Raw genomic sequence first — 24,127 nt, 5'->3', positions numbered from 1 at the left:
CGGTAAATGAAAGCGTCACTCCAACTTAAAATGGGTCAACACCTAACTATGACCCCTCAATTGCAGCAAGCCATTCGCTTGCTGCAATTATCTTCATTGGAGCTACAGCAAGAAATCCAACAAGCATTGGACTCAAACCCACTGCTTGAAATAGAAGATGAATTTTCTCAAGCCAAAGATCCATTAAAAGAAAGCCGAGATCAATCAGACACCGACTTCAGTGACAATAGCAATGTCAGTGTAGAAAAAGACACTTCAACCGTCGACACCACTGAATCTATCAGTAAAGAAACCATGGACGATCTCCCCATGGATACCACATGGGATGAAGTCTACACCGCATCACCCATGTCTGGTTCAGGCAGCGCCAGCATGCGTGACGACGATATGCCTTTTCAGGGTGAAACCACCGAAGGGTTATATGAACATTTAGAGTGGCAAAAAAACTTAACCCCGTTTTCAGACACCGACCTTGCCATTGCAACAGCCATCATTGATGCCATCGATGAACGCGGCTATCTCACCCAAAGTACAGAAGAAATACTAGAAGCAATGGGCGATGAAAGCATTGAACTTGACGAGGTACAAGCGGTACTGAAGCGGATCCAACATTTTGATCCCGTAGGTGTAGCTGCGCGCGATCTCAGTGAATGCCTACTCATTCAGCTAGCTCAATATGCCGACTCAACCCCACATATTGATAATGCGCGCATGCTTATCAAAGACTATTTAGATTTGATTGCTGGCCGCGATTTTAGGTTATTAATGCGTAAAACTCGTCTAAAAGAAGATGAACTACGCGATGCGATTACCCTCATTCAGTCACTTAATCCTCGTCCAGGGTTATTGATTACCGCAACTGAAGATGAATATGTCATCCCTGATGTCACCGTGTTTAAAAAGAACGGTCGTTGGGTTGTTGAATTAAATCCAGACAATATGCCCAAAATTGGTGTTAATCAACAATATGCGGCCATGGCACGTAGCAGCAAAAACCCGTCAGATACCCAATTTATTCGTGGGCATTTGCAAGAAGCAAAATGGTTTATCAAAAGCCTTGAAAGCCGAAATGATACCCTATTAAAAGTAGCCAATTGTATTGTGCAATTCCAACAAGGGTTTTTCGAATACGGCGAAGAAGCCATGAAACCCATGGTACTAAACGACATTGCAGAAGCAGTCGAAATGCACGAGTCGACCATTTCGCGTGTCACGACACAAAAATACATGCACACCCCACGAGGGTTATTTGAACTAAAATACTTTTTCTCCAGCCATGTCAGTACTGACGATGGTGGAGAGTGCTCATCAACAGCAATCCGCGCCTTTATTAAGAAGCTGGTCGCTGCAGAAAACCAGAAAAAACCACTTAGCGACAGCAAAATGGCAGAACTTCTGGCAGAACAGGGCATAAACGTTGCTCGTCGTACGATTGCAAAATACCGTGAGGCAATGCTAATCCCGCCCTCAAACCAACGTAAGAGTCTATAATTTTACTCAACAATGGAGATGTGTAATGCAAATCAATCTATCTGGGCATCATGTTGAAATAACCGAATCTTTACGAGAGTACGTTCAGGAAAAATTTTCAAAGCTTGAACGGCACTTCGATCAGATCAATAATGTTCACGTTGTGCTCAACGTAGAAAAGTTACAACAAAAAGCAGAAGCAAAAATCAGCCTAAAAGGCGGAGAAATTTTTGCCATGTCAGAACATACCGACATGTATGCAGCAATAGACGCCCTGATAGACAAGCTCGATCGTCAGGTAATTAAACACAAAGAGAAGTATACAAAACACTAACGATGGAACTTTGTACCATCCTGCAGCCGGAATGCACCACCTGTGCCACACCGGGCAGTAAGAAAAAGGTACTGGAACTTATCAGCGATATCGTCGCTGCCCAGTACCCGACCCTATCTTCGCAAGAGGTTTTTGAAAGTCTCCTCGCGCGGGAAAAAATGGGTAGCACAGGTATAGGCAATGGTATCGCGATACCTCATGGCCGATTGACAACAATCGATCACCCTATTGGCATTTTTATAAAATGTGAAGAGCCAATCCAGTTTGATGCTATCGATAAACAGCCTGTAGATATACTGTTTGCTTTGTTAGTGCCAGCCGATCAGTGCCAGCAACATTTAAGTACCTTGTCATCAATGGCGCAAAAGCTCAGCGACAAACAAGTACTAAAACAGCTTCGTAAAATCCACGACTCAACTGAACTCTATCAGGTAATCACCGCATGAAACTCGTCATCGTATCTGGGCGGTCTGGCTCAGGTAAATCTGTCGCCTTAAGAGTGCTAGAAGATTTAGGTTATTACTGTGTTGATAATCTCCCGTTGCCACTTATCGGCACGTTACTGGCGCAATTAAAAGGCAGTAATGACTTGGTGGCCATCAGTGTCGATGTTCGTAATATTGCTGAACAAGGCAAAGTGTTACAAGAGCAGCTGGCGATGCTACAACCTGATACCGAGATAACCAGTTTCTTTTTAAACTCCAGCGACAAAGTTTTACTTAAACGTTACAGTGAAACTCGCCGATTACACCCGCTATCAAAGAATCAAATTTCGCTTCAAGAAGCCATCAAGTTAGAAGGCCGCTTATTAGAACCTATCGCCAAAATTGTCGATCACTATGTTGATACATCTGCATTAAATATTTACGAGCTTAGTGACCAAGTAAGACAAATATTGCTTGGCAGTGTAGATAAAGAATTAGTGATTAATTTTGAGTCCTTTGGTTTTAAGCATGGTATGCCCACCGAGGCTGACTTTATGTTTGACGTGCGCTTTTTACCCAACCCACACTGGGAAATTGAACTAAGGCCTTTTACAGGTCTTGATGAGCCAGTACAAGAGTTTCTTGGACGTCAGCCGTTAGTTAATAAGTTTATTTGGCAAATCGAAAATTTATTCGAGACCTGGATGCCACACCTAGAGCGAAATAATCGCAGCTACTTAACGATTGCAATTGGCTGTACAGGCGGGCAACATAGGTCAGTTTATATTACCGATCAACTGGCAAAACGGTTCAGGCAAGGCAGTAAGCACACTGTTAATGCACGCCATAGAGAGCTAAATATTAACGAAAATAACCCTTAGCCCTCGCGGAGCAGCAACAATGTTAGAACGCCAAGTCACTATCTCAAATAAATTGGGTTTACATGCTCGTGCAGCGACAAAACTGGCCATGTTGGCCGCAGACTTCAACGCCCAAATCACATTAATCCAGGCAGATAAACAAGCCAGTGCAGCCAGTGTACTCGGGTTACTTATGCTAGAAAGCGGAATAGGTAAAATGATCACAGTGACAGCCACAGGCCCAGACGCAGAAGCCGCTTTAGACGCTGTGTGCAACCTAATTAACGACAAGTTCGACGAATGTTGCTAAAGCCAAACGCTAAAACCATTAAGTGCTTATTGCGTGGTAAGTTTAACCTCATGATATATAAGGTTAGTATGATTAACTTAATAAAGCCTGTGGTATAAATAAACAAAGATCTTTTATGTTAAGCGGGTTCCAATTCGCACATCTTATACCATCAGGCTAAATAAGTGATCAGAGATGGCGTAGGGAAAATCGCTTAGAATAAGGCATAATTTGCAGCTAGTTAGTTGTTCTACCTTCAAAATTTCTAACGACGCTATAAGCGATGTTAACCAGTAAGAATGATCACACTCTTGTGCTGATTGATATTGGTCGTTCACCAGTAATATTGCCTATGCAAGCAATACAGCGTCATTTCTAAGCCCGCAATCTCTAAGCTCACATTATCTAAGCCCGTAATCTCTAAGCCCGCAATCTCTAAGCTCGCATTACCTAAGCTCACATTATCTAAGCCCGCAATCTCTGAAAACGTCCTTATATTGTCATTAACGTGACCTTTTATTGCCATAAATACCAGCCATACTGCCCCCTCAATTGATACCAATACTTTGTGGTTAATCGATCTGCTCACCAAATTAGTGCAAATGCACCAATTAAATCAGAGGTCAATTTACCCAAAAACACGCAAAAATCAGTAAGCAATTGATATTAATCAATAAAAATATTTTAAAAAAGTTGGCACGAGCTTTTCATATAGAGCTATATACCTACTAAGTAGTAGTTTGTTTTTTAAGCGGTCCATTGTCAGTTGTAGGAGAAAGCGATGAATAAAATAAACCTAGGTAAAAATATCCAATCAGCAAATCACATCGTTGCCAAGCTGGTTGAACAATGCCGTCAAAACATTTTTTTCTTAGCGCATCTTGGTTGCAGCCAATGGGACGAAGTTGAAACTCGTTCGAACAAGTATAAATAAAGCGTAAGGAATGAATCGTATGAATACTTCAACTGCCAGACAATACCCAGCAGACTTTCAACATCAAGTCATCAACGAAGTTAAAGTGCACAATCGCCTGTTATCTGACGTTGCCAAACAATATGGTGTTTCTGCTAAAACAGTTTACAAATGGGTCAAATATAGCGAAAACCATAAAGCTGAAAATCGCGGAGCCATCATGTCAGAAATCGCTCTTTTACAGCAAAAAATTACTCAATTAAGCCAACAACTACAAACAATGGCAAGCTAAACAACAACCGTTTTGGCAAGGATGTATGACAGTGCTATCAGTTTGTTCCCCAGCAGACTGATAGTACAAAGCAAATAGCAACAAAAATCATACTAATAATAAGCGCACAATATCTACATCCTTGCCGCTTTATTTGCTTTACCGTAAGTTGCACCGTTGCAACGAGCATAACAGTTCAGGCGTTATTGGGTCCCCAGACTCTATATCCAATAACGTCATTTTTATTCAAGTAGACAAAGTGTGATTAGTACAACGCTGTTCTACCTAAGTTATGGCAAGGATGTTTGAACGTATTATCAACTCGCCCCCAGCACGTCGATAACACAGCAAAGCAGACTAATAACAATAAGCGCACAATATCTTGCATCCTTGCCGCTTTATTTGCTTTACCGTGAGTTGCACCGTTGCAACGAGCATAACAGTTCAGGCGTTATTGGGTCCCCAGACTCTATATCCAATAACGTCATTTTTATTCATGCCATAGGCTGGATTGAGTTTACGTTACCACTCAAATCTTCTTAGAAAGTTAAGGTGGCTTAAACAAAAGTGTAAACAAAGCACAGACAATGCAAGCAAAAGCCCCAAAGCAGGATGCTGTGGGGCTTTATTTTTCGTGATATGGCTTGATTAAAATTGTTGTGACCCGCAGCGAGTAAACAATCTAAACAAGGTTCGCTGCAAAAATATCCTTGAAAGAGCTATCCCAAAACAACAGAGGTCTCGGCCCGATTTCGACGTTATCAAACCGTAAGTTGTATCTAACTTTATTTTACTAATACTTTATAACTAGCTTTATCGATTGATATTATTCATAAAATCAATTTTTGCGGTTATATCTCTACCAAAAGTTGTTACTATTACTACAATTAACCATACCTAATATTGATTGACAGTAATTAATGGCTAGAGTCCCTAATATGCGTGTCTTGGGCATTTTCTTCGTCAGCATACTCAGTTATGTTGTTGCCTGTGATCACGCCACCAAACCAAACACTAAAGCGGCTAAATCCGCACCACCTATTACCATAGCGGTGTCGAATACGCCCTTATCAGCTCCTTTTTTTATAGCTGAAAAAATGGGTTATTTTACCGAGAATAATCTCAAAGTAGAGCTCGTTAGATTTGATGGTGGCGTAAAATGCTTTGACGCATTAATCAATAAAGAAGTTGATTTTGCAACAGCTTCAGAAACAGTGGTCATGTTCAATAGTTTTCAGCGTACAGACTTTTCAGTACTAGCCAGTTTTGTTGAATCAGACAATGACGTTAAATTACTCAGCTTAACCCCAGAAAAATATCGCCAGTTTGATCATCTCGCGGGAGCTCGGCTTGGCATTATCAAAGGCAGTGCCAGTGAGTTTTTTTTAGACAGTTTATTGATCATGTATAACAAAACTCACTTACCCATAACACGCGTTTACTTAACATCAACTCAACTCATGCCAGCGTTGCTTGATAACCAGGTAGACATTATTTCGGCTTGGGAGCCGCTTGGTTACAACATATCGGAACAAATTGAACAATCACCTGAAATTATAAATAGTCGTGGTCTATATCATCTTTCTTTTAATTTAATTGGGCTTAAACAGTCCAAAGTTGATACCAACCGCAAACTAGCATTATTGAAAGCCATCAGTGATGCCACTATTTACATTCATAAACACCCAAAGCAATCTCAAGAATTACTCAGCCAAGTTCTAGAAATACCATCGTCACAACTCGAATATTCATGGGCAGACTATACTTTTAGACTCTCACTGAGTAACGCCCTTTTTTCTAACATTCAAACCCAAAGTCAATGGGCCATTGATAACCAATTAGTGCCGAAAGAGAACCGTGTCGATTTTAGACAAATATTTGATCGGCAATTACTTGAAACCTTCAACAATAAAGAGGCCGGCTGGTAAGTTATGATGTTATCAAAGCGACTTAAACTCACAGCAATACTGTGCTCAATGTTGACATTAATTGTTGGCTTGTCGCTCATTCAGGTTCATAACTATCAACAACAAATTTATCGACAACTCAACTTTTCAATGAAGCTACAACTGAGTATCGACAGCCTACGAAGCCAGTTATGGCTATACCAAGAATATACAGATAAGCAAGGGCTACAAGAACTCAACAATCGCCAGGCTGAATTGGCTGCAGAACTATCACACGACATCGATTGGGATTTACAACAAAAAATTATCATCCAAAACCTCAACAGACTTAATACCAATGTAAGGGCACTGATTAACGCGCAAAACAATAATCACAATGCACATGTCGACGAATCAGTAAAACTGACAGCAGAACGTTTATTTAAAGCTAAATACAGCATGGTTATTGAAGAAATGACTGAAGAGATGTTTAACTTGCATCAACTTTCAATCAAACAAGCCAAAATTAAACAGCAATCATTATTATGGTTAGTTGGAGCAATATTATTACTGTTAGCAGGGCTCATTACTGTATGGTCATTTATGACGCTAGCCCGATTTAGAAGTGGTCTACATTCATTAAATCAGGGTATGGAAGCACTCGCATCTGGCGATTTAACCAGTCGGATAGTATTTAGTGATGATGACGAGTTGTCTGCATTGGCCAGTAATTTTAATAATATGAAGTACTCATTGACACAAATTACGGTCAAAAAAGACAGCTTAAAACAAGAAGTTGATCGACAAACCCGTAAGCTGATAGAGCAACAAGATAGGCTTGTTTTTTTGGCCGAACATGACGAGTTAACCGGTATATATAATCGACGGGCATTTATTAAAAAAATAGACAATGCCATCGCCAGAGATTTACGCTCAGATGATCAAGCTGCATTATTATTTATTGATTTAAATAAATTTAAACAAATTAACGATACCTTGGGCCACAGTGTTGGAGACGAGGTAATCGTTACCCTCGCTCAGCGTTTAGTAAACAACCTAAGAGTAACAGACATAGTGGGGAGATTGGGGGGAGATGAATTTGTTGTGTGGCTGGATTTACTTGCGGAGCCTGTAAATATTGATCAAAAATTAACACTTCTGCTAAACATTATAAAACAACCAATTGATATTGGCCCCCACACACTACAAGTAGGAGCCAGCATTGGCATTAGCGTGTTCCCTAAACATGGGATCAGTAGCAGAGAGTTGATTAGCGCAGCCGATACGGCCATGTACCAAGCCAAAGCAGACAATAGTATTGAATATTGCTACTTTGCAGGTGATCATGGTGTCTCAGCGTTAGCTAATTCGTAAGTTTGAGTATTCCAGTCAAAATAATATTCTACACCTTGCCACTCATACACAGTGCCGCTTGCACGCTGAATAACTTTGGCATTCTCAGGCAAACTACTTAAACCACGCTTCACTTGGGTGTGAGTGGTAATTTGTTGCGGCGCCGAAACAACCAAAGTAGCACTAACGGGCTCCTCAACCACTCGATGACGCACAGTTGGCGCTATATTGATAGCTCGGTAAGGATACAGAAAAGGATCGTGGCGAGTATAGTCATCCCACCCCCAGCGATAACCATAGCGAGTATTAAAGCTATTATTCCAGCCAATCCCAATATGGGGCCCAAAAGCACTATTGATACCCCAATGAGTATTCCACCCTACATTCCAACGCCAAGGGTCACGATGGCGAGTTCGATGTTCACTGTGGCGCCGACCATCGTGCTGCTTACCCACAGAATGTGATTGCCGATCTAACTGCTCATAATGTAAAGGCTCTTTTGCATTAACGGGCGCACTCACACTCGAAAATATGCAAGTACTCGCGACAACAATACTCAGTAATAATGCGGATTTATCTGTTTGCATCACCCACCTCAACATCAACTTAAACACATTTCATTTTACGCTAAGTCCAGATAAAGTCGATATCCTCCATTTTGGCTTAACCCTAAATTAGAAAAATGCTATAGTGCGCGCCATACAGGATTTGATGTTCAGGCGGTAAACATGAGTTTTAAGGACTTACGCAGCTTCATTGACCATTTAGAAGCAAATGGCGAGCTAAAACGTATTAGCTACCCGGTTGACCCTTATTTAGAAATGACTGAAATTGCTGATCGCGTATTGCGTTCGGGTGGTCCGGCGCTGCTATTTGAACATCCTAAAAATCATACCATGCCGGTATTAGTTAACTTATTTGGTACTCCTAAGCGTGTAGCAATGGCCTTAGGCAAAGACGATCCGCTGGCTCTGCGTGAAGTGGGCGAGTTATTAGCTTTTTTAAAAGAGCCAGAACCACCAAGTGGCTTTAAAGACGCAATAGCTAAAATCCCCATGTTTAAGCAAGCATTAAATATGCCGCCTAAAACCGTGCGCAACCCGCTTTGCCAACAAGTAATAAAAACAGGTGATGAAGTTGACCTAACGGCATTACCCATACAACACTGCTGGCCAGGCGATGTCGCCCCACTGGTAACCTGGGGATTAACCATCACCAAAGGTCCTAGGCAAAAAAGACAAAACTTGGGCATATACCGCCAGCAACTCTTAGGCAAAAACAAGTTGATTATGCGTTGGCTAGATCACCGTGGTGGCGCCTTAGATTTTAAAGATTTTAAACAACAACACCCGGGCGAACGCTACCCTGTAGTTGTGGCATTAGGCAGTGATCCCGTCACTATTTTAGGTGCGGTAACACCTGTACCAGACTCCATGAGTGAGTACGCATTTGCAGGCTTATTACGCGGCGAGCGCACTGAAGTGTGCAAAGCCATCAGTTGCGATCTTGAAGTACCCGCAACCAGCGAAATTATTTTAGAAGGGTATATTGACCCAGACGAAACCGCTGAAGAAGGCCCATATGGCGATCACACGGGTTACTATAACGAAACCGACTCATTTCCGGTCTTTACAGTCACTCATATTACTCACCGTAAAGACGCGATTTACCACAGCACCTATACAGGACGTCCACCCGATGAGCCAGCTATGTTAGGTGTGGCGTTAAATGAAGTATTTGTACCTATTTTACGCAAACAATATCCTGAAATTGTCGACTTTTACCTACCGCCAGAAGGCTGTTCGTATCGTATGGCGGTTATCTCTATTCGTAAACAATACCCAGGACACGCAAAACGAGTAATGATGGGCGCATGGTCTTTTTTGCGTCAATTTATGTACACTAAGTTTATTGTTATTGTTGACGAAGACGTTAATTGCCGAGACTGGCAAGACGTCATTTGGGCCATCACAACTCGCATGGATCCAACACGTGACACCATGCTGGTCGATAACACACCAATCGACTACCTTGACTTCGCCTCTCCAGTGGCGGGGTTGGGCTCTAAAATGGGCTTGGATGCTACCAACAAGTGGCCAGGTGAAACCACACGTGAGTGGGGAACCCCCATTGTGATGAACCCTGAAGTAAAACAAAAAGTAGATCAAATCTGGGATGAACTCGGCATAGAAGACAGACCAACACTTTAGGATACTGCACGCTATGCAGTGCATCAATCCAACCACAAGTGATCCTGATTACATGCTATTAGCTATAATTAAGTGTTTGATAAAAATTTAAAAAGGGCTTAAAGGACGTTAGATGAAAACCATTCGTTGTCAAATTGAAAAAGTCACCCCATTTAATGACGCTGTTTATCAAGTGTTGCTAAAACCAGAAACCGCCTTCGACTTTAAGGCTGGTCAATACTTGTGTGTAGTCATGGGTGAAAAAGACAAGCGTCCTTTTTCTATCGCTTCTGCACCTAATTCAGAGTTTATCGAATTACATATTGGTGCCGCAGTAAGTGAAAGCTACCCAATGCAAGTAGTAGAGCGCCTACAAAGCTCAACACATATTGATATTGAAGCGCCAGCTGGTGAAGCATTTTTACGTAGCGACAGCCACAGACCCCGTATTTTAATTGCTGGCGGCACGGGTTTTTCCTACATAAAAAGTATCGTTGAGCAGCAAATTGCCAACGGCGAAACCGTCCATACAAAACTATACTGGGGTTGCCGTAACGAAGATGCCATGTACTACCAAGAAATTGCGCGCCAATGGCATGCTGAACACCAATGGTTAGAGTTTATTCCGACAGTTGAACAAGCATCTGATACCTGGCAAGGTAAACAAGCTAACCTGCTTGAACAAATTAAGCAGGATTTTATTAGCTTAAACGGTTACGACATTTATATTGCTGGCCGATTTGACATGGTAGGTGCTGCACGCGAAGTATTTCGCGAATTAGGCGTTGAAGAAGCCCACTTATACGGCGACGCATTCGCATTTATTAAATAAGCACTAACCATTGAACGCCCAAAAAAAACCGGCAACCCTTGTCGGTTTTTTTACGACAATTTATCAATACCCATTCAAGTTGAAAATGGGGTAATTATTTACAATTAAGGTAGCCCAATGAGACTCAGCCAATTAAGCCAACCTATTTTTGATCATTTGTACCGCGACATTTTTGAGTTTCGCACAACCTTTGATTTACCCGTTAACGACCCAGCTAGCCTAGATGACCAAGCCGACACACTACACACCTCACTTATCATTGAAGAAATGACCGAACTGGCAGAAGCAGATTCTAGAATTGAACAAGCCGACGCCATTGTAGACTCAGTGTATGTGCTAATGGGCCGCCTAGTTCACTTAGGTGCCTCTCAGGTAAGCGATCGCATCGAGATAAGCTACCTTATCGATTTACTTTTAAACGTAGCCAAAAACCGCGAAATAAACTTTATTCAATGTTGGGACGAAGTCCACTCTAGCAACATGAGTAAGGTTTGCCGCACTGAGCAAGAACTTAACGAAACTATCGCCCATTATGCCAAGCAAGGTGTTGAGATTGTTGGCAGCAAAAAAGGTGAGTTTATTATTGCTAAGTGTGCCAAAGACGTTGAAATGGCAGGCAAAGTAGTTCGTCAGGGCAAAGTGCTAAAATCAGTCTATTATCGTCCAGCAGAGTTAACCTCCCTCGTGCACAGTTAACCCACAAAACATGCGCTGTAACCAGCGCATGTTTTATCGTTAATTTACATTAAGCCGCAATAGATAATTTACTTTGTTTGATTGCAGTAACTAACTTATGCGGCTCATCAACACATAAATGTATCTTACTGATTGGCTCAGGTAATTGCCCCATACCACCGTGATAAATCACCGGACGGGTTAAGGTAATGGTAACATTGCTTGATCCGCGGCCAATCATAATTGATTCAGACTCATCTTTATGTAACTCGGTTGATCCTTGTTCTTCAACAAGATTAATATCGCCAATATTGACCAGCATAAATCCCCATAAGGAATTATTAATCACGAGATTATCTCGCATAAAATACAAGGAGTAATATCGTGACAATCGATGATTAGCCACAATAGACATTAAGGTATAGCCGATAATGCTCGAGACAATAATGGCAGCCCACTCGCTCCACGATACCAATAATAAATAACTGCTACACGATGCAACAATACAAGCGGTTAGCATAAGCCACACATGCCACCGCGCGGCACTATTGAGGTTAATATTGGCAATTGCTGGCGGATGATTGCGGGAAAACCACGGAATAGAATAAAACCAGTTTGTTGCTTCACTAGCCATAATAAGCGCAATGGTTAAGCTTTTTTCATCACCTTCACGATAGGTCTCAACTGCGCCGACTCTTGGGTCGCCTTTAAGCTTACGCACCTTTAATAACCCACGTACCACACTCACAATTAAATACAGCTCAATCACCAGCAACACGGCAATAATCGGGTAGCGCAACCAAGCAATAAACTCAAAATAATGAGCGATTTCAGCAGGAAAACTTAACCGCGCCACCAGGCTGCTTAGACTGAAAATAACAATCAACTTCCACAGTTTTTGCGCCCCCTTGTTAATAATGCAATACCAATAACTTAAAGGTAGCAGCACAAAGTACAGTGCAGAAATAAGATATAGCGACCACTTGTCAACATCGCTAGCTAACGTCTCAGGCGTCCAGTTAACACCTAATACAAAACTCAATATCATTAACACTACAAACACTAACCGATACTTCACTGTCGCTCTCATGCAATACTCATCCTTGGCTCTTCAATCACATTAACGTTAAACATTGATATTGGGGCAATGCAAATTTAAACAAGTTGTTAACACTAACTTAACAACAAAGATCACCACTGAGGAAATTGATTACTGTTTAAGTTGTTACAGGAAATGACCAATATCTAATGCTTGGGCTAATCAGCCCGTTTAAATAACCACGATAAACCGTGAATAGCCGTCGTTGGAAACGCCATTGAATGATCGGCTTCTGGGATCACTAACAATTTTGGTGTTAATGTGCCCGCTTTGGCAGAGGGGTGAGAATGAAGTATTTGATAAAATGCTTGTGCATCTGCCACCATTTGGTGGTTATCGTGTGTATAAGGCGGTCTTTCTAATTCGCCAATACCCACAAATATCTTCGCGGATATCGCTGGTATTTGGCTAAAGTCTTGAATAAATCGCTGGAGCAATTGCTTATTGTCAAACCATAACGAAGGGCTACCCAACACATAGTTGGTAAATAATGTAGGTTGCTCCAGTAACACATAAGCACCAAATAACCCGCCGAGCGAATTTCCCATAAAGGTATTTTGCTGGGCATCAATACGATAAAAATGCTCAACAAAAGGCATTACAGTGTCGCGTATAAAGCGCAGGTGTCGCTTTGCCTCCCCCGTATTAAGCTTCCAGCTAGGGTCGTGACTAGGTGTATAATCGCGGATCCGGCTTGTCGAATCTTTACTGTCCTTTTGATAACCAATTGCCACCAAAATAGCTTGATGCATCACATTACTGTTCATCGGAAATCGCGTCGCACCAGACACAACTTGCATACTGTACATGCCATCGGTCATGTAGATCACAGGATAATGATGAGCGCTATTGTGCTGATAATCTTTAGGTAATTTAACCATCACCTGATAATCACGGTCAGCATCTTTAAGAATAAACTGCTGGGTACGAGGAATATTAACCGCAGCAGCCGACGCATAAGCATCGGCCCATTGGCTTACAACTTGTGATTGCACATTGTGGTTATTTTCAGCACTAATAACTGAACTATAAAGTGATAAATAACTACAACCTAACAAGCCAACTATTGGGTATAGCGCACTCATCTTACTCATGTATTTAAGCCTAAATCAGTAAGCGTTAAATGAGGTAATCTAGCGATAGTGCGATAAACAGTATCATGCCAGCCCAGTTGTTATTTAAAAATGCCTTAAAGCAAGGGGCTCGTTCACGGCCGTTGATTAATGTTTGCTGGTATACTGCAAAACCAATAAAACCGACAATACCTAAAGCGTAAACCACCCCACGCTCGGCCATTAACCCAGCCATCACAAAACAGCCTAAAGCCGCTAATTGAAATAAGCCAATAATGTGCCGATCAAACCGGCCAAATAAAATGGCGGTAGATTTAATCCCCACCTTTACATCATCATCTCTATCAACCATGGCATACATGGTGTCGTACGCTACAGTCCAGCACCAGTTCGCCATAAATAGCCACCATGCCTCAGCAGGCACTTCACCCAATTGCGCAGCGTAAGCCATGGGGATAGACCAACTCCACACTATGCCTAAAAACATTTGCGGCATGTTAGTTACCCGTTTCATAAACGGATACATAATGGTTAATATAATCCCAACAACCGATAGCTGCACCACCAGCGGATTTAGCCAAAGTACTAAGCTAAAAGCGGCCAATCCCAACACTACAAATAAACTAAGCGCCTCTTTAGTGCTTACTTCACCTGACACCAAAGGGCGCATATTGGTGCGCTCCACATGGGCATCTAAATTACGGTCGGCATAATCGTTAATAATGCAGCCATTGGCACGCATGATCACCACACCCACAATAAAAATAACCAATACCGTTAAGTGAGGCATCCCTTGCGCAGCCAAAACCAATGCCATTAAACAAGGCCACAGTAATAACAAGGTACCAATGGGCCTATCTATCCGCATTAACCGTGCGTAAGCACGCAGTTTTTCTTGCATTGACATCTATGTCCTATCTCCATGATTTCGCATGTTGACGATTTAACAACGTTCTAATTTGGCTAGTGACACCAATAGCCATTTACTGCCAAAATCCACAAAATTAACTTGCACGCGGCTTTTTTCGCCCGAGCCTTCAAAGCTAGTCACCACGCCTTCACCAAACTTAAAATGCTTCACTTTAGAGCCCACTTTATGGCCGGTATCATTAAAACCGTGTGCTTTTGTGGTCGCGGTAACAGCCACTGCACGAGCTGGAAAACGTTGACTGATTGATGGCGCCACCTGAGCGCGAATACGTATTTGCTCAACAAATTTTTCTGGGATTTCATTAATAAACCGTGATGGACTCGCATAGTCTTCACGACCATAAATACGACGAGACTCGGCATAGCTGATGTACAATTTTTGCATTGCGCGAGTCATACCCACGTAGCACAAACGACGCTCTTCATCTAACCTATCACCCTCATCTAACGCCATTTTGCTCGGGAACAAACCTTCTTCAACACCCGCCATGAATACCATTGGAAACTCAAGCCCTTTCGCTGAGTGTAATGTCATCAGTTGCACAGCATCGGTAAATGCATCCGCCTGACCTTCGCCCGCTTCTAATGCCGCGTGAGATAAAAAGGCATTTAACTCGCCCATATCCTCAAGCTCTTCAGGCATTTCAAAGCTACGCGCAGCAGTAACTAATTCGTTTAAGTTTTCAATTCGCGCCTGAGCTTTCTCTCCTTTTTCAGCCTCGTACATTGCGCGTAAACCTGAGCGTTCAATCACGCTATCAGCCATACGATACAACAACATGTCAGCGGTATCTGTTCGCAATTGGACAATCAGCTCCATAAAACCACGAACGGCATTAGCGGCACGGCCAGCTAATACTTTTTCTTCAAGTAAACGCACACTGGCTTGCCATAGCGTTAACTGATGTTGTTTGGCCGTTGAGCGCACAATATCCAATGTACGATCACCAATGCCCCGAGCAGGTGTATTCACCACCCGCTCAAAAGCGGCATCATCGTCTTTGTTATTGATTAGACGCATGTATCCCATCGCATCTTTAATCTCTTGGCGCTCGAAGAAACGCAAACCACCGTATATACGGTACGCCAAGCCTTTATGTAAAAAAGCTTCTTCTAAAACACGTGATTGAGCATTTGAACGGTACAAAATAGCGCAATCACTTAAATTACCGCCTTTGTCTTGCCAGTCACTGATCCGAGCAACAATAAACTTAGCTTCGTCCATTTCATTAAAGGCGCAATAAACCGAAATGGGTTCGCCATCTTTATCTTCGGTCCATAATTCTTTACCTAAACGATCAGGGTTATTGGCAATTACAGCATTTGACGCATTTAATATATTCGCTGTTGAGCGATAGTTTTGCTCTAATCGAATGGTTTGTGCACCCGGGAAGTCTTGTAAAAAACGGTGCAAATTTTCAATTTGCGCGCCGCGCCATCCGTAAATAGACTGGTCATCATCACCCACAATCATTACGTTGGCCGTATTGCCCGCTAATACACGGATCCACGCATACTGAATCGCGTTAGTATCTTGAAATTCATCCACCAGAATATGCCGAAAACGCTCTTGATAATGAGCTAACAAATGCGGTTTATTAAGCCATAGCTCATGAGCACGTAATAGAATTTCAGCAAAATCGACCAAACCGGCTCGGTCACAAGACTCTTGATACACCTTATAAATATTCAGTAAATTTTGCTCAATAGGAAACCCACCCGCATCTATATGCTTAGGGCGTAATCCTTGGTCTTTTTTACCGTTAATGTAGCCTTGGGCCTGGCGAGGAGGATATTGCTTCTCATCTAAATTAAGGCTCTTAAGAATACGTTTAAGTAAGCGTAACTGGTCATCAGAATCAATAATCTGGAAGGTTTGCGGCAAATTTGCGTCTTGATAATGGGTGCGCAGTAAACGGTGAGCGAGACCATGGAAGGTGCCTATCCACATCCGTCCCATATTGGTGCCAACGACCTTTTCAACTCGCTCACGCATTTCTGCTGCCGCTTTATTGGTAAACGTTACAGCTAAAATTGAATATGGACTTTGTTGCTCAACTTGCATTAACCATGCAATTCGATGGGTTAACACTCGGGTTTTGCCGCTACCGGCACCCGCTAACACCAACATATTTGAAAGAGGCGCGCCAACAGCCTCACGTTGCTTATCGTTTAGGCCGTCTAATAATGATGATACGTCCATTTTTCCTCCCAGAAATCTGCGAGGCATTATATATCAATCAACGTTTGAAAGCCGTACATTAGTTTACCTATTTAACTTACCTCTAACTTAGTACTATCAAACACATTACGTATCTTACCTTGGCGTATTAACCGCCTAAATTGACAATAACATTGCCGAAAATTACTATACAAAATAAGACACTTACTTAGGCTGACATATTGAACATCAAAGATTTAGAACTGTTTATTACTGTGGCAAAGTTAGGTAGCTTCTCCAAAGCAGCTAAAGCACTCGAGATGCGTCGGGCATTAGTGAGTCGCCGCATTGCAGACCTAGAAATACAACTCGGCGCACCGCTTTTTACTCGTACAACAAGAGTGATGGCTTTAACCGATTCTGGTAAACGCTACTTAGCCCAAATCACACCGTTAGTCAGCCAACTGAATCATGCAGGTGATGTTTTTAAACATCGCCACGACAATGTGCAGGGCAAACTCAGAATTGGCTTACAACCCTTTGTTGATAAGTTAATAGACAAACACATAGCCAACTTTGTGCATAATTACCCACAAGTACAACTCGAAGTGTTTATCGTGCCTGGGCAGCATCAAGATATAAAGCGCTTAAATTTAGATTGCATGATTAACGCAGGTGAAGTCAGCAAAGGCAATATTAGCAAACAAAAGCTCATGACATTTGAGCGAAAAATGTATGCCAGTAGCTTGTATTTAGAAAAGTCATCAGTCATAGAAACCATAGACGATTTACACTATCACTCATTACTTGGTTACCGTAATGCCGAAGGTGTTTTAGAGCATCATTGGCATTTTCAACACACTAATGTAACGGCAAACTACAAGATTATTTGCAGTGATTACAATTCGCTTTATCACTTTTGTTTAGGTGGCGCAGGTATCACTTTATTACCACAAATTATTGCAATCGATGCGGTAGAGAATCAACAACTCATTAATGTGTTGCCCGAGTTAAGCGCAGGCTTTACCGACATTAATATTTTCTCACCTAAAGACGCCGCGCTTTCGGGCGTTGCTAAGGTATTTATTGAACACCTCTGTGAAATGGTTAACTAAATTACAAAGGGTCAGCAATGCTGACCCTTTAAACAAAGCTCAATCAACAATAAGATAACCCATTGTGAGCTACTCAGTATTATCTCTGACTATTTTTTATCGTCCTTCAAGCCAATACTGTCCATCCAGTATTCAAAGTTAACTAAATTACCCGGCAATACAATCCGACTGTCTTGCTTGCTTAATCCATCGAGTTGACGCATATATTGCTCACCAAGTTGCATACGCAATGCACTTTGACCACCTTCAGCTGAAATAACCACAGCCAAGCGCTCAATAGAGTCAGCGGTGGCTTTTGCTAAGGTTAAAATCTCTTGTGCTTTACCTTCAGCTTCGTTTATGCGGCGTTGCATTTCACCTTCTGAGCGGTTAATGGTTTCAGCCATAACCCCTTCTGAGCGGTTAATTTTACTTTGCTTATCCCCTTCGCTCTTTGCCAATAACGCACGGCGCTCACGCTCTGCATTGACCTGCATTTCCATGGCATTTTTAACGGTTTCAGGCGGGGTAATATTTTTAATCTCGTAACGATGTACCCTAATCCCCCACATAGAACCTGCCTCATCTAACACTTCAACCACTTTTGCAGAGATTAAATCACGCTCTTCAAACGTGCGGTCAAGATCTAAAGTACCAATGACAGATCGCGTTGTAGTTTGGGCTAACTGAATCGCAGCATATCGGTAATCGGTAATGCCATAACTGGCTTTAACCGGATCGGTAACCGATATATAAATGACTCCGTCCACTTCAACATTAACTTCATCACTCGAAAAACATTCTTGCGGTGGCACATCGATTGTTTCTTCTTTTAAGTCATGAATGTAAGCCACTTTATCAATAAATGGGATAAGCGCATGAAACCCTGCATCTAAAGTACTGTGGTATTTACCTAAACGCTCAACAATATATGCAGATTTAGTTGGCACTAAACGAATAGATTGAAATAGTTTAAGAACAAAAATGGCAAAAATAACACCCCAAATCACCATTACAATAAAATCAGTATCAATTTCATTAATCGACATTAGCGTGCTCCTTTCGCTGATGAATTGTTAACGGCATGGGTGACTTGCTCCATCCCTTCAAAGAAGCCTTCAAGCTTTGCCATTTCAGCAGGTACAACAGACACTTGAGACTCAGATAAAATTTTACCTACCTGGCCGATAAACTGCTCTTTAAGCAACATGTTCATGGCATCATTGCCACCATTAATGGTCAAAGCTTTACAGATCATTTCCATGCCCTGGGCTTTTGCGTTGGCAACAATGGTAATTTCCTGACCAGTACCAATAGCTTCATTAATCCGTTTTTGTTTTTGGCCTTCAGAAAGATTAATGGCTTCTTGACGCTCACCCTGCGACATATTAATCATTGCCGCCTTTTCTGCATTGGCTAAAGTAATTTCAGCACGTTTACGACGCTCTGCTTCCATTTGTTTTTCAAGGGTATGGATAACATTATGCGAAGGGGTGATATTTTTAATCTCATAGCGTAAAACCTTAATACCCCACGGATCAGAAGCTTTATCGATTTCACGGACTATCGATTCGTTTAAGCTGTCACGCTCAGAAAAAGTTTGCGACAAAGTTAATTTACCAATTTCTGAACGCATGGTGGTTTGAGCAAGGTTAACGGCTGCGCGGCGGTAGTTTTCAATACCATAACTGGCTAGTTTTCCGTCCATTACCTTAAGGTATACTAAGCCATCGACCTCTAGCTGAGTGTTATCTTTTGAGATACAGCTTTGCGGCGGTACATCTAATACCTCTTCGCGAGTGTCGTGTCGATAAGCGACTCTGTCCACAAAAGGCACTAAAAAATGAAACCCTGGAGATAATACAGTACGAAACTTACCTAAACGCTCAATAACATGCACCTCACGCATGGGCACAATAAGCATCAACTTATACAAAATAAAAATAATAAATAAAAATCCAATGGTTAACACAAACATACGCACTCCTTTTTATAATATTACCAATCCCTAAACGATCATTTTTACCGTTACACCGAGTCAATAACGGGTTCAACCACAAAGCCGATATTATCGCGGCATATAATTCTTACTTTGGTACCTACTTTAATTTCTGTACCGTCACCAAGTGCGGTCCAATCAGAACCTAAACAATGAATGCGCCCAGTTTGTTGCCCAGGGCCTATAACCTCTTTAACGATGGCTACCTGATTATACAAATCAATCTCTTCATCGGTATTTGCCACATGCGCATCCCCACCAACTAGGCGTTGAGTTACATGCCGAAAACTAAGCAAAAGCACCATTGAGGCCATAAACCACAGGGTCATACTTTGCACAAACCCGTCAATAATACCGAGCGCCAATGACGATGCGACGATAATACAAGCAGCGCCAAGCAAAATGACAATCCCACCCGGAACAATAATTTCCGATATCATTAATAACAGTCCCAGCACTAGCCAGACTGCAATCGGATTAGAAAGCTCCATAAATCCTCCCCATTAAATGAGTATGCTCTGCATTTACTATATCAGTTGCACCGCCTTAATGCGACATATTATGTCAAAGAATACGAAAGGCAAACTCACTAAAATTCAATGACTGTTAACATAACAGTATCAACAATTTAGTCCAATGTTTCACATCACATCGACACAGTAAAAAGTGTAAAATTAGATTTTTCTGTCTACAAAACGCTGAAATCTGCTTATGTCGCTTTGTTTTGATTGTGCTGATTATCATTTTTGAATATATTGCGCCCCATTGTGCACCATCGAGAATAATAAGCATGAAATGCTGATCTCGATAGCATCAGATTGACCATGACTTTGGCAACACAGCCAACTTGACTATCCGGAACAAAAATGAAAAAAATCTGTATTTTAGCAAGCCTCGCCATTGCTCCAAACGTTTTAGCAAGTGACCTAATTCAATGGTGGGATGCTAGCGCGACTGTCTTACACGGCACAAATTATGATCTTGCCCCCTCTGAAAGACAAACTACAATCACATTAGAAACAGCAGGTGGTTGGACTTACGGCGATTGGTTCGTGTTTCAAGACTTTATTAACTTTAATGGTAATAATGGTGGTGAAAATAACACCACTTATGGTGAAATATCTCCTCGCTTTAGTGCCAGTAAAATCCTCGGTCAGTCTGTAGGTTTTGGTAAAGTATCAGACGTGTCGTTAGCACTTACTTATGAGCAAGGCGAAGGCCCAGTAGAAAGCATGCTTTATGGTGTAGGGCTTGATTTTGACGTGCCATTTTTCACCTACTTACAACTTAATACCTATCGTAGAAATGCCATTAGCAACGGTAACATCAGTGACGGTTGGCAGTTTACTCCTGTGTTTAGAATTGACATGCCCGTTGGCAAGGCTAACATCATTATTGATGGTTTTATTGATTGGGTATTTATTGCAGACAACAATGGCTACGATGAAAACCTGCACTTCAATCCGCAAATTAAGTACGATTTAGGCCAAAGTTTGTTTGGTGAGCACAAAAAGAACACATTACTCGTGGGATTTGAATACGATTACTGGCAAAGTAAGTATGGTGTTAATGGTGTTGACCAGAACACATATTCTATTATTGCTCAATATCATTTCTGATATTAATCAATATGATAAAAAAGGTGCCTAGGCACCTTTTTACTTTTTACGCTACAACACAAGCTCTAAAGAGCATGGTTTGCATTATACTAACAGCATTACGCCAATAGTTTTTTCGCAGCGGCAACTACAATAGAAACTGCACTGACTTCAGTTTTCTTCATTGTAGCTTCATCCGGAATTTCTTGTTGTGTACGGTTAACAATAACACCCGCTACACATGCAGCACGCCAGCCTTGAGTTGCACACATAGTAAATAGTGTTGCAGACTCCATCTCATAGTTCAGTACACCCATTGACTGCCATTCTTTCATCGAACCAACATAGCGCTGAGTTACACGACCAGACACAGTGTCGTAACGTTCTTGACCTGGATAGAAAGTGTCAGAAGAAGCTGTAATACCAATATGAGGCTCAACACCTGCGTCGCGGCACGCAGCTACCATAGCGGTTGTACAATCAAAGTTTGCTGCAGCAGGGAACTCAAGTGGAGCAAAATGTAGACTTGCACCATCTAAACGAACTGATGCTTGGGTTACAATCACATCGCCCACATTAACGTGTGGTTGAATAGCGCCTGTAGTACCTACGCGTAGGAAAGTTCTCACACCCAGTTGTGCTAACTCTTCAACCGCAATAGAAGTCGATGGACCACCAATACCAGTAGAACACACCACAACAGGCTTACCATCTATATAGGCTAAGTAACTGGTGTATTCACGATGGCTAGCAAGAAACGTCGCGTTCTCCATAAGCTCGGCAATACGCTTAACACGCTCTGGATCACCAGGAACGATTGCTAAGGTTGCACCATCTAACATTTTTTTGGTTAATCCTAAGTGAAATACATCGGACATTTTGAAAACCCCTTTCATTTTTGAATATTAAATTCTTATATCCCAGACTTTAACCTAGTCTTTAGGAGGATAAGGTTAACTTGATCACATATAAATTCATAATAGTTAATATTGTTTCGTTAAATTATTACCAATATTTGACCAGAACCCACATAAACCATGGTCTTGATCATAGTTTACTGCCGCTAAAAACAACAAAAATTTTATCTAAATCAAAAACCATTAACGTGATTTACATCAAATTAACCTGTTGAAAAATGCAAGCCTTTCCTCTAAAAACAAAAAAGGACGCTAAGCGTCCTTTTTCTTAGTAAGGCATGATTACAAATAGTAATCTTTTAATGGTGGGAAACCATTAAAACATACGGCAGAGTATGTCGTGGTATAAGCACCAGCAGTTAACCAATACATACGATCGCCAATGGCTAAGTCTTTCGGTAAGCCATAGCTGTAGTGTTCATACATAATGTCGGCACTATCACAGGTTGGGCCAGCAATAACACACTTATCTAACTCACCTTTACGCTCAGTGTAGATAGGAAACTTGATGGCTTCATCCATGGTTTCAATTAGCCCTGAGAACTTACCTACATCGGTAAATACCCAGCGCTCTAACGCTGTATGGGATTTACGTGAAATCAGAACCACCTCAGACACCAATACACCGGCATTTGAAATTAATGAACGGCCAGGTTCTAAAATGATCTCAGGTAACTCATCACCAAAATCTTCTTCTAAGAAGTGCTTAATCTGCTGTGCATAAACACCAAGCTCATTGGTTTTATCCATATAGTTAGCAGGAAAACCACCACCTAGGTTGATCATCTTAAGCACAATGCCGTGTTCTTCTTTTAAACGGTCATAAATGCTTTTTACTTTCCCAATTGCCGAATCCCACGCGCCAATATCACGTTGCTGAGATCCAACATGGAACGAAATACCATGAGGTTGAAGACCAAGCTCTTTTGCTAATACAAGTAAGTCATAAGCCATTTCATTTTGGCAACCAAACTTTCTTGATAAAGGCCAATCAGCTGTATGTGTGCCTTCAGTTAAAATACGCACATATACTTTTGCGCCGGGTGCTTCTTCTGCAATCATACGTAAATCAGCTTCCGAGTCAGAAGCAAACATACGCACACCTTGCTCATAAAAAGAGCGAACATCAACGCGCTTTTTAATGGTGTTACCATAACTGACGCGGTCGGTTGACACGCCAATTGAAGTCACCATTTCAAGTTCATAAATTGAAGCGATATCAAAGTTAGATCCTTTGTCTCGCAGCAATGTTAAAATTTCTTTGGCTGGATTTGCCTTAACCGCATAATATACGTTTGCGAAAGGAAAATTCTTAACCATGTCATCGTATTGTTTCGCAATGATTTGGGTGTCAATAACTACAAACGGCGTTGGCTTATCTTTAGCAAATGCCTCAATGCGGTCAAACGTGTCCTTGTCATAATAGTCTGCAACATCAATCGATTGAAATTGGCTCATTAGGCCAGTGCCTCCTGTTAGTTGGGCAATTAAGGTGCGTTTACAGGGTTGTAAAAACATGCGCAGTAGACGATATTTTTAACCAATACGCAACGAATTTTTATGCAAAAACTCTACTTTTTTATTCCTGCATATATGTCATTAAAACTCAATAACCTATTTAATTTAGTCAACAAAATTAATGCAGAGTTCAACAACCTTAAAAGTATAGACACTGTTAATAAAAATGGATTTAAAAACAGCGAAAAATTTATTAAAGGCACCAGCATTTTTTGTTTTACGGCGACTAGATTAACACAAT

25 protein-coding genes are annotated in these 24,127 nt (G+C 41.5%); 14 read left to right on the top strand and 11 right to left on the bottom strand.

Annotation, left to right across the window (positions count from 1 at the left end; all coding sequences use genetic code 11):
• Positions 1–6: 6 nt before the first annotated feature.
• From K8B83_RS05455 to K8B83_RS05435, 5 genes are read left to right on the top strand one after another with little or no spacing between them, the layout of a single operon-like run.
• Entirely contained in the window at positions 7–1,491 is a 1,485-nt protein-coding gene (locus K8B83_RS05455; RefSeq protein WP_188736338.1) for an RNA polymerase factor sigma-54, read from the top strand.
• 25 nt (positions 1,492–1,516) lie between these two features.
• A complete protein-coding gene (gene hpf / locus K8B83_RS05450) occupies positions 1,517–1,804 on the top strand; it encodes a ribosome hibernation promoting factor (protein WP_188736336.1) in 288 nt (95 codons plus the stop codon).
• Positions 1,805–1,806: 2 nt separating this feature from the next.
• Positions 1,807–2,250 carry a PTS IIA-like nitrogen regulatory protein PtsN gene (gene ptsN, locus K8B83_RS05445; protein WP_188736334.1) on the top strand — a complete coding sequence of 148 codons (444 nt, stop codon included), beginning with the start codon at positions 1,807–1,809 and terminating at the stop codon, positions 2,248–2,250.
• Positions 2,247–3,110 (top strand): RNase adapter RapZ, encoded by an 864-nt coding sequence (gene rapZ, locus K8B83_RS05440; RefSeq protein ID WP_188736333.1) that lies wholly within the window; start codon positions 2,247–2,249, stop codon positions 3,108–3,110. The genes ptsN and rapZ overlap by 4 nt, the downstream gene beginning before the upstream one ends.
• A 19-nt stretch (positions 3,111–3,129) precedes the next feature.
• Positions 3,130–3,399: an HPr family phosphocarrier protein gene (locus K8B83_RS05435; protein ID WP_188736330.1), complete on the top strand. Its 270-nt coding sequence runs from the start codon at positions 3,130–3,132 to the stop codon at positions 3,397–3,399.
• 313 nt (positions 3,400–3,712) lie between these two features.
• Here K8B83_RS05435 and K8B83_RS05430 read toward each other — a convergent pair whose 3' ends face one another.
• A complete protein-coding gene (locus K8B83_RS05430) occupies positions 3,713–3,904 on the bottom strand; it encodes a hypothetical protein (RefSeq protein WP_188736328.1) in 192 nt (63 codons plus the stop codon).
• A gap of 255 nt (positions 3,905–4,159) precedes the next feature.
• Here K8B83_RS05430 and K8B83_RS05425 point away from each other — a divergent pair, with 255 nt between their 5' ends.
• The 4 genes from K8B83_RS05425 to K8B83_RS05410 all read left to right on the top strand — a co-directional run bounded on the left by K8B83_RS05425 (position 4,160) and on the right by K8B83_RS05410 (position 7,822).
• A complete protein-coding gene (locus K8B83_RS05425; protein ID WP_188736326.1) occupies positions 4,160–4,312 on the top strand; it encodes a hypothetical protein in 153 nt (50 codons plus the stop codon).
• A 19-nt stretch (positions 4,313–4,331) separates the two neighbouring features.
• Complete coding sequence (locus tag K8B83_RS05420; protein ID WP_188736324.1) at positions 4,332–4,583, top strand: transposase; 252 nt, start codon at positions 4,332–4,334, stop codon at positions 4,581–4,583.
• A 917-nt stretch (positions 4,584–5,500) separates the two neighbouring features.
• Complete coding sequence (locus K8B83_RS05415) at positions 5,501–6,490, top strand: ABC transporter substrate-binding protein (protein WP_223419290.1); 990 nt, start codon at positions 5,501–5,503, stop codon at positions 6,488–6,490.
• Positions 6,491–6,493: 3 nt separating this feature from the next.
• Positions 6,494–7,822: a diguanylate cyclase domain-containing protein gene (locus K8B83_RS05410; RefSeq protein WP_188736319.1), complete on the top strand. Its 1,329-nt coding sequence runs from the start codon at positions 6,494–6,496 to the stop codon at positions 7,820–7,822.
• On the opposite strand, the gene K8B83_RS05405 is transcribed toward K8B83_RS05410, so the two are convergent.
• Positions 7,792–8,388: a hypothetical protein gene (locus tag K8B83_RS05405; protein WP_188736309.1), complete on the bottom strand. Its 597-nt coding sequence runs from the start codon at positions 8,386–8,388 to the stop codon at positions 7,792–7,794. The two genes, K8B83_RS05410 and K8B83_RS05405, sit on opposite strands and share 31 nt — an antisense overlap.
• Positions 8,389–8,529: 141 nt before the next feature.
• On the opposite strand from K8B83_RS05405, the gene ubiD reads away from it, so the two are divergent.
• From ubiD to K8B83_RS05390, 3 genes are all read left to right on the top strand, one after another.
• On the top strand, positions 8,530–10,011 hold the full coding sequence (gene ubiD / locus K8B83_RS05400; RefSeq protein WP_188736306.1) for a 4-hydroxy-3-polyprenylbenzoate decarboxylase: 1,482 nt from the start codon (positions 8,530–8,532) through the stop codon (positions 10,009–10,011).
• A gap of 112 nt (positions 10,012–10,123) precedes the next feature.
• Positions 10,124–10,822 (top strand): NAD(P)H-flavin reductase, encoded by a 699-nt coding sequence (gene fre / locus K8B83_RS05395; protein ID WP_188736304.1) that lies wholly within the window; start codon positions 10,124–10,126, stop codon positions 10,820–10,822.
• A 117-nt stretch (positions 10,823–10,939) separates the two neighbouring features.
• Positions 10,940–11,518 (top strand): nucleoside triphosphate pyrophosphohydrolase family protein, encoded by a 579-nt coding sequence (locus tag K8B83_RS05390; protein WP_188736302.1) that lies wholly within the window; start codon positions 10,940–10,942, stop codon positions 11,516–11,518.
• Between the two features lie 49 nt (positions 11,519–11,567).
• Here the strand turns inward: K8B83_RS05390 and K8B83_RS05385 are convergent, their stop codons facing one another.
• The 4 genes from K8B83_RS05385 to uvrD all read right to left on the bottom strand — a co-directional run bounded on the left by K8B83_RS05385 (position 11,568) and on the right by uvrD (position 16,802).
• A complete protein-coding gene (locus tag K8B83_RS05385) occupies positions 11,568–12,587 on the bottom strand; it encodes a hypothetical protein (RefSeq protein WP_188736300.1) in 1,020 nt (339 codons plus the stop codon).
• 167 nt (positions 12,588–12,754) lie between these two features.
• A complete protein-coding gene (locus K8B83_RS05380; RefSeq protein WP_223419288.1) occupies positions 12,755–13,690 on the bottom strand; it encodes an alpha/beta hydrolase in 936 nt (311 codons plus the stop codon).
• 25 nt (positions 13,691–13,715) lie between these two features.
• Positions 13,716–14,576 carry a 4-hydroxybenzoate octaprenyltransferase gene (ubiA, locus tag K8B83_RS05375; RefSeq protein ID WP_188736298.1) on the bottom strand — a complete coding sequence of 287 codons (861 nt, stop codon included), beginning with the start codon at positions 14,574–14,576 and terminating at the stop codon, positions 13,716–13,718.
• A gap of 36 nt (positions 14,577–14,612) precedes the next feature.
• Positions 14,613–16,802 (bottom strand): DNA helicase II, encoded by a 2,190-nt coding sequence (uvrD, locus tag K8B83_RS05370; protein ID WP_188736296.1) that lies wholly within the window; start codon positions 16,800–16,802, stop codon positions 14,613–14,615.
• 200 nt (positions 16,803–17,002) lie between these two features.
• Here uvrD and K8B83_RS05365 point away from each other — a divergent pair, with 200 nt between their 5' ends.
• A complete protein-coding gene (locus tag K8B83_RS05365) occupies positions 17,003–17,875 on the top strand; it encodes a LysR family transcriptional regulator (protein ID WP_188736293.1) in 873 nt (290 codons plus the stop codon).
• An 89-nt stretch (positions 17,876–17,964) separates the two neighbouring features.
• Here K8B83_RS05365 and K8B83_RS05360 read toward each other — a convergent pair whose 3' ends face one another.
• The 3 genes from K8B83_RS05360 to K8B83_RS05350 are packed head-to-tail and all read right to left on the bottom strand — an operon-like array spanning position 17,965 to position 20,344.
• Entirely contained in the window at positions 17,965–18,903 is a 939-nt protein-coding gene (locus K8B83_RS05360; protein ID WP_188736290.1) for an SPFH domain-containing protein, read from the bottom strand.
• Positions 18,903–19,832, bottom strand: coding sequence for an SPFH domain-containing protein (locus K8B83_RS05355; protein ID WP_188736288.1), 930 nt, complete (start codon positions 19,830–19,832; stop codon positions 18,903–18,905). The genes K8B83_RS05360 and K8B83_RS05355 overlap by 1 nt, the downstream gene beginning before the upstream one ends.
• A 50-nt stretch (positions 19,833–19,882) precedes the next feature.
• Positions 19,883–20,344: an NfeD family protein gene (locus K8B83_RS05350; RefSeq protein ID WP_188736286.1), complete on the bottom strand. Its 462-nt coding sequence runs from the start codon at positions 20,342–20,344 to the stop codon at positions 19,883–19,885.
• A 375-nt stretch (positions 20,345–20,719) separates the two neighbouring features.
• Here K8B83_RS05350 and K8B83_RS05345 point away from each other — a divergent pair, with 375 nt between their 5' ends.
• Complete coding sequence (locus K8B83_RS05345; protein WP_188736284.1) at positions 20,720–21,472, top strand: outer membrane protein OmpK; 753 nt, start codon at positions 20,720–20,722, stop codon at positions 21,470–21,472.
• A 98-nt stretch (positions 21,473–21,570) separates the two neighbouring features.
• On the opposite strand, the gene udp is transcribed toward K8B83_RS05345, so the two are convergent.
• Complete coding sequence (udp, locus tag K8B83_RS05340; RefSeq protein ID WP_188736282.1) at positions 21,571–22,329, bottom strand: uridine phosphorylase; 759 nt, start codon at positions 22,327–22,329, stop codon at positions 21,571–21,573.
• Positions 22,330–22,650: 321 nt separating this feature from the next.
• On the bottom strand, positions 22,651–23,826 hold the full coding sequence (locus K8B83_RS05335) for a type III PLP-dependent enzyme (RefSeq protein WP_188736280.1): 1,176 nt from the start codon (positions 23,824–23,826) through the stop codon (positions 22,651–22,653).
• Positions 23,827–24,127: the final 301 nt, after the last annotated feature.

The sequence above is a fragment of the Shewanella inventionis genome (assembly GCF_019931735.1).
In the GTDB taxonomy this organism is placed as follows: Bacteria; Pseudomonadota; Gammaproteobacteria; order Enterobacterales; family Shewanellaceae; genus Shewanella; species Shewanella inventionis.
This window is presented reverse-complemented; position numbering and strand designations above follow the sequence as displayed.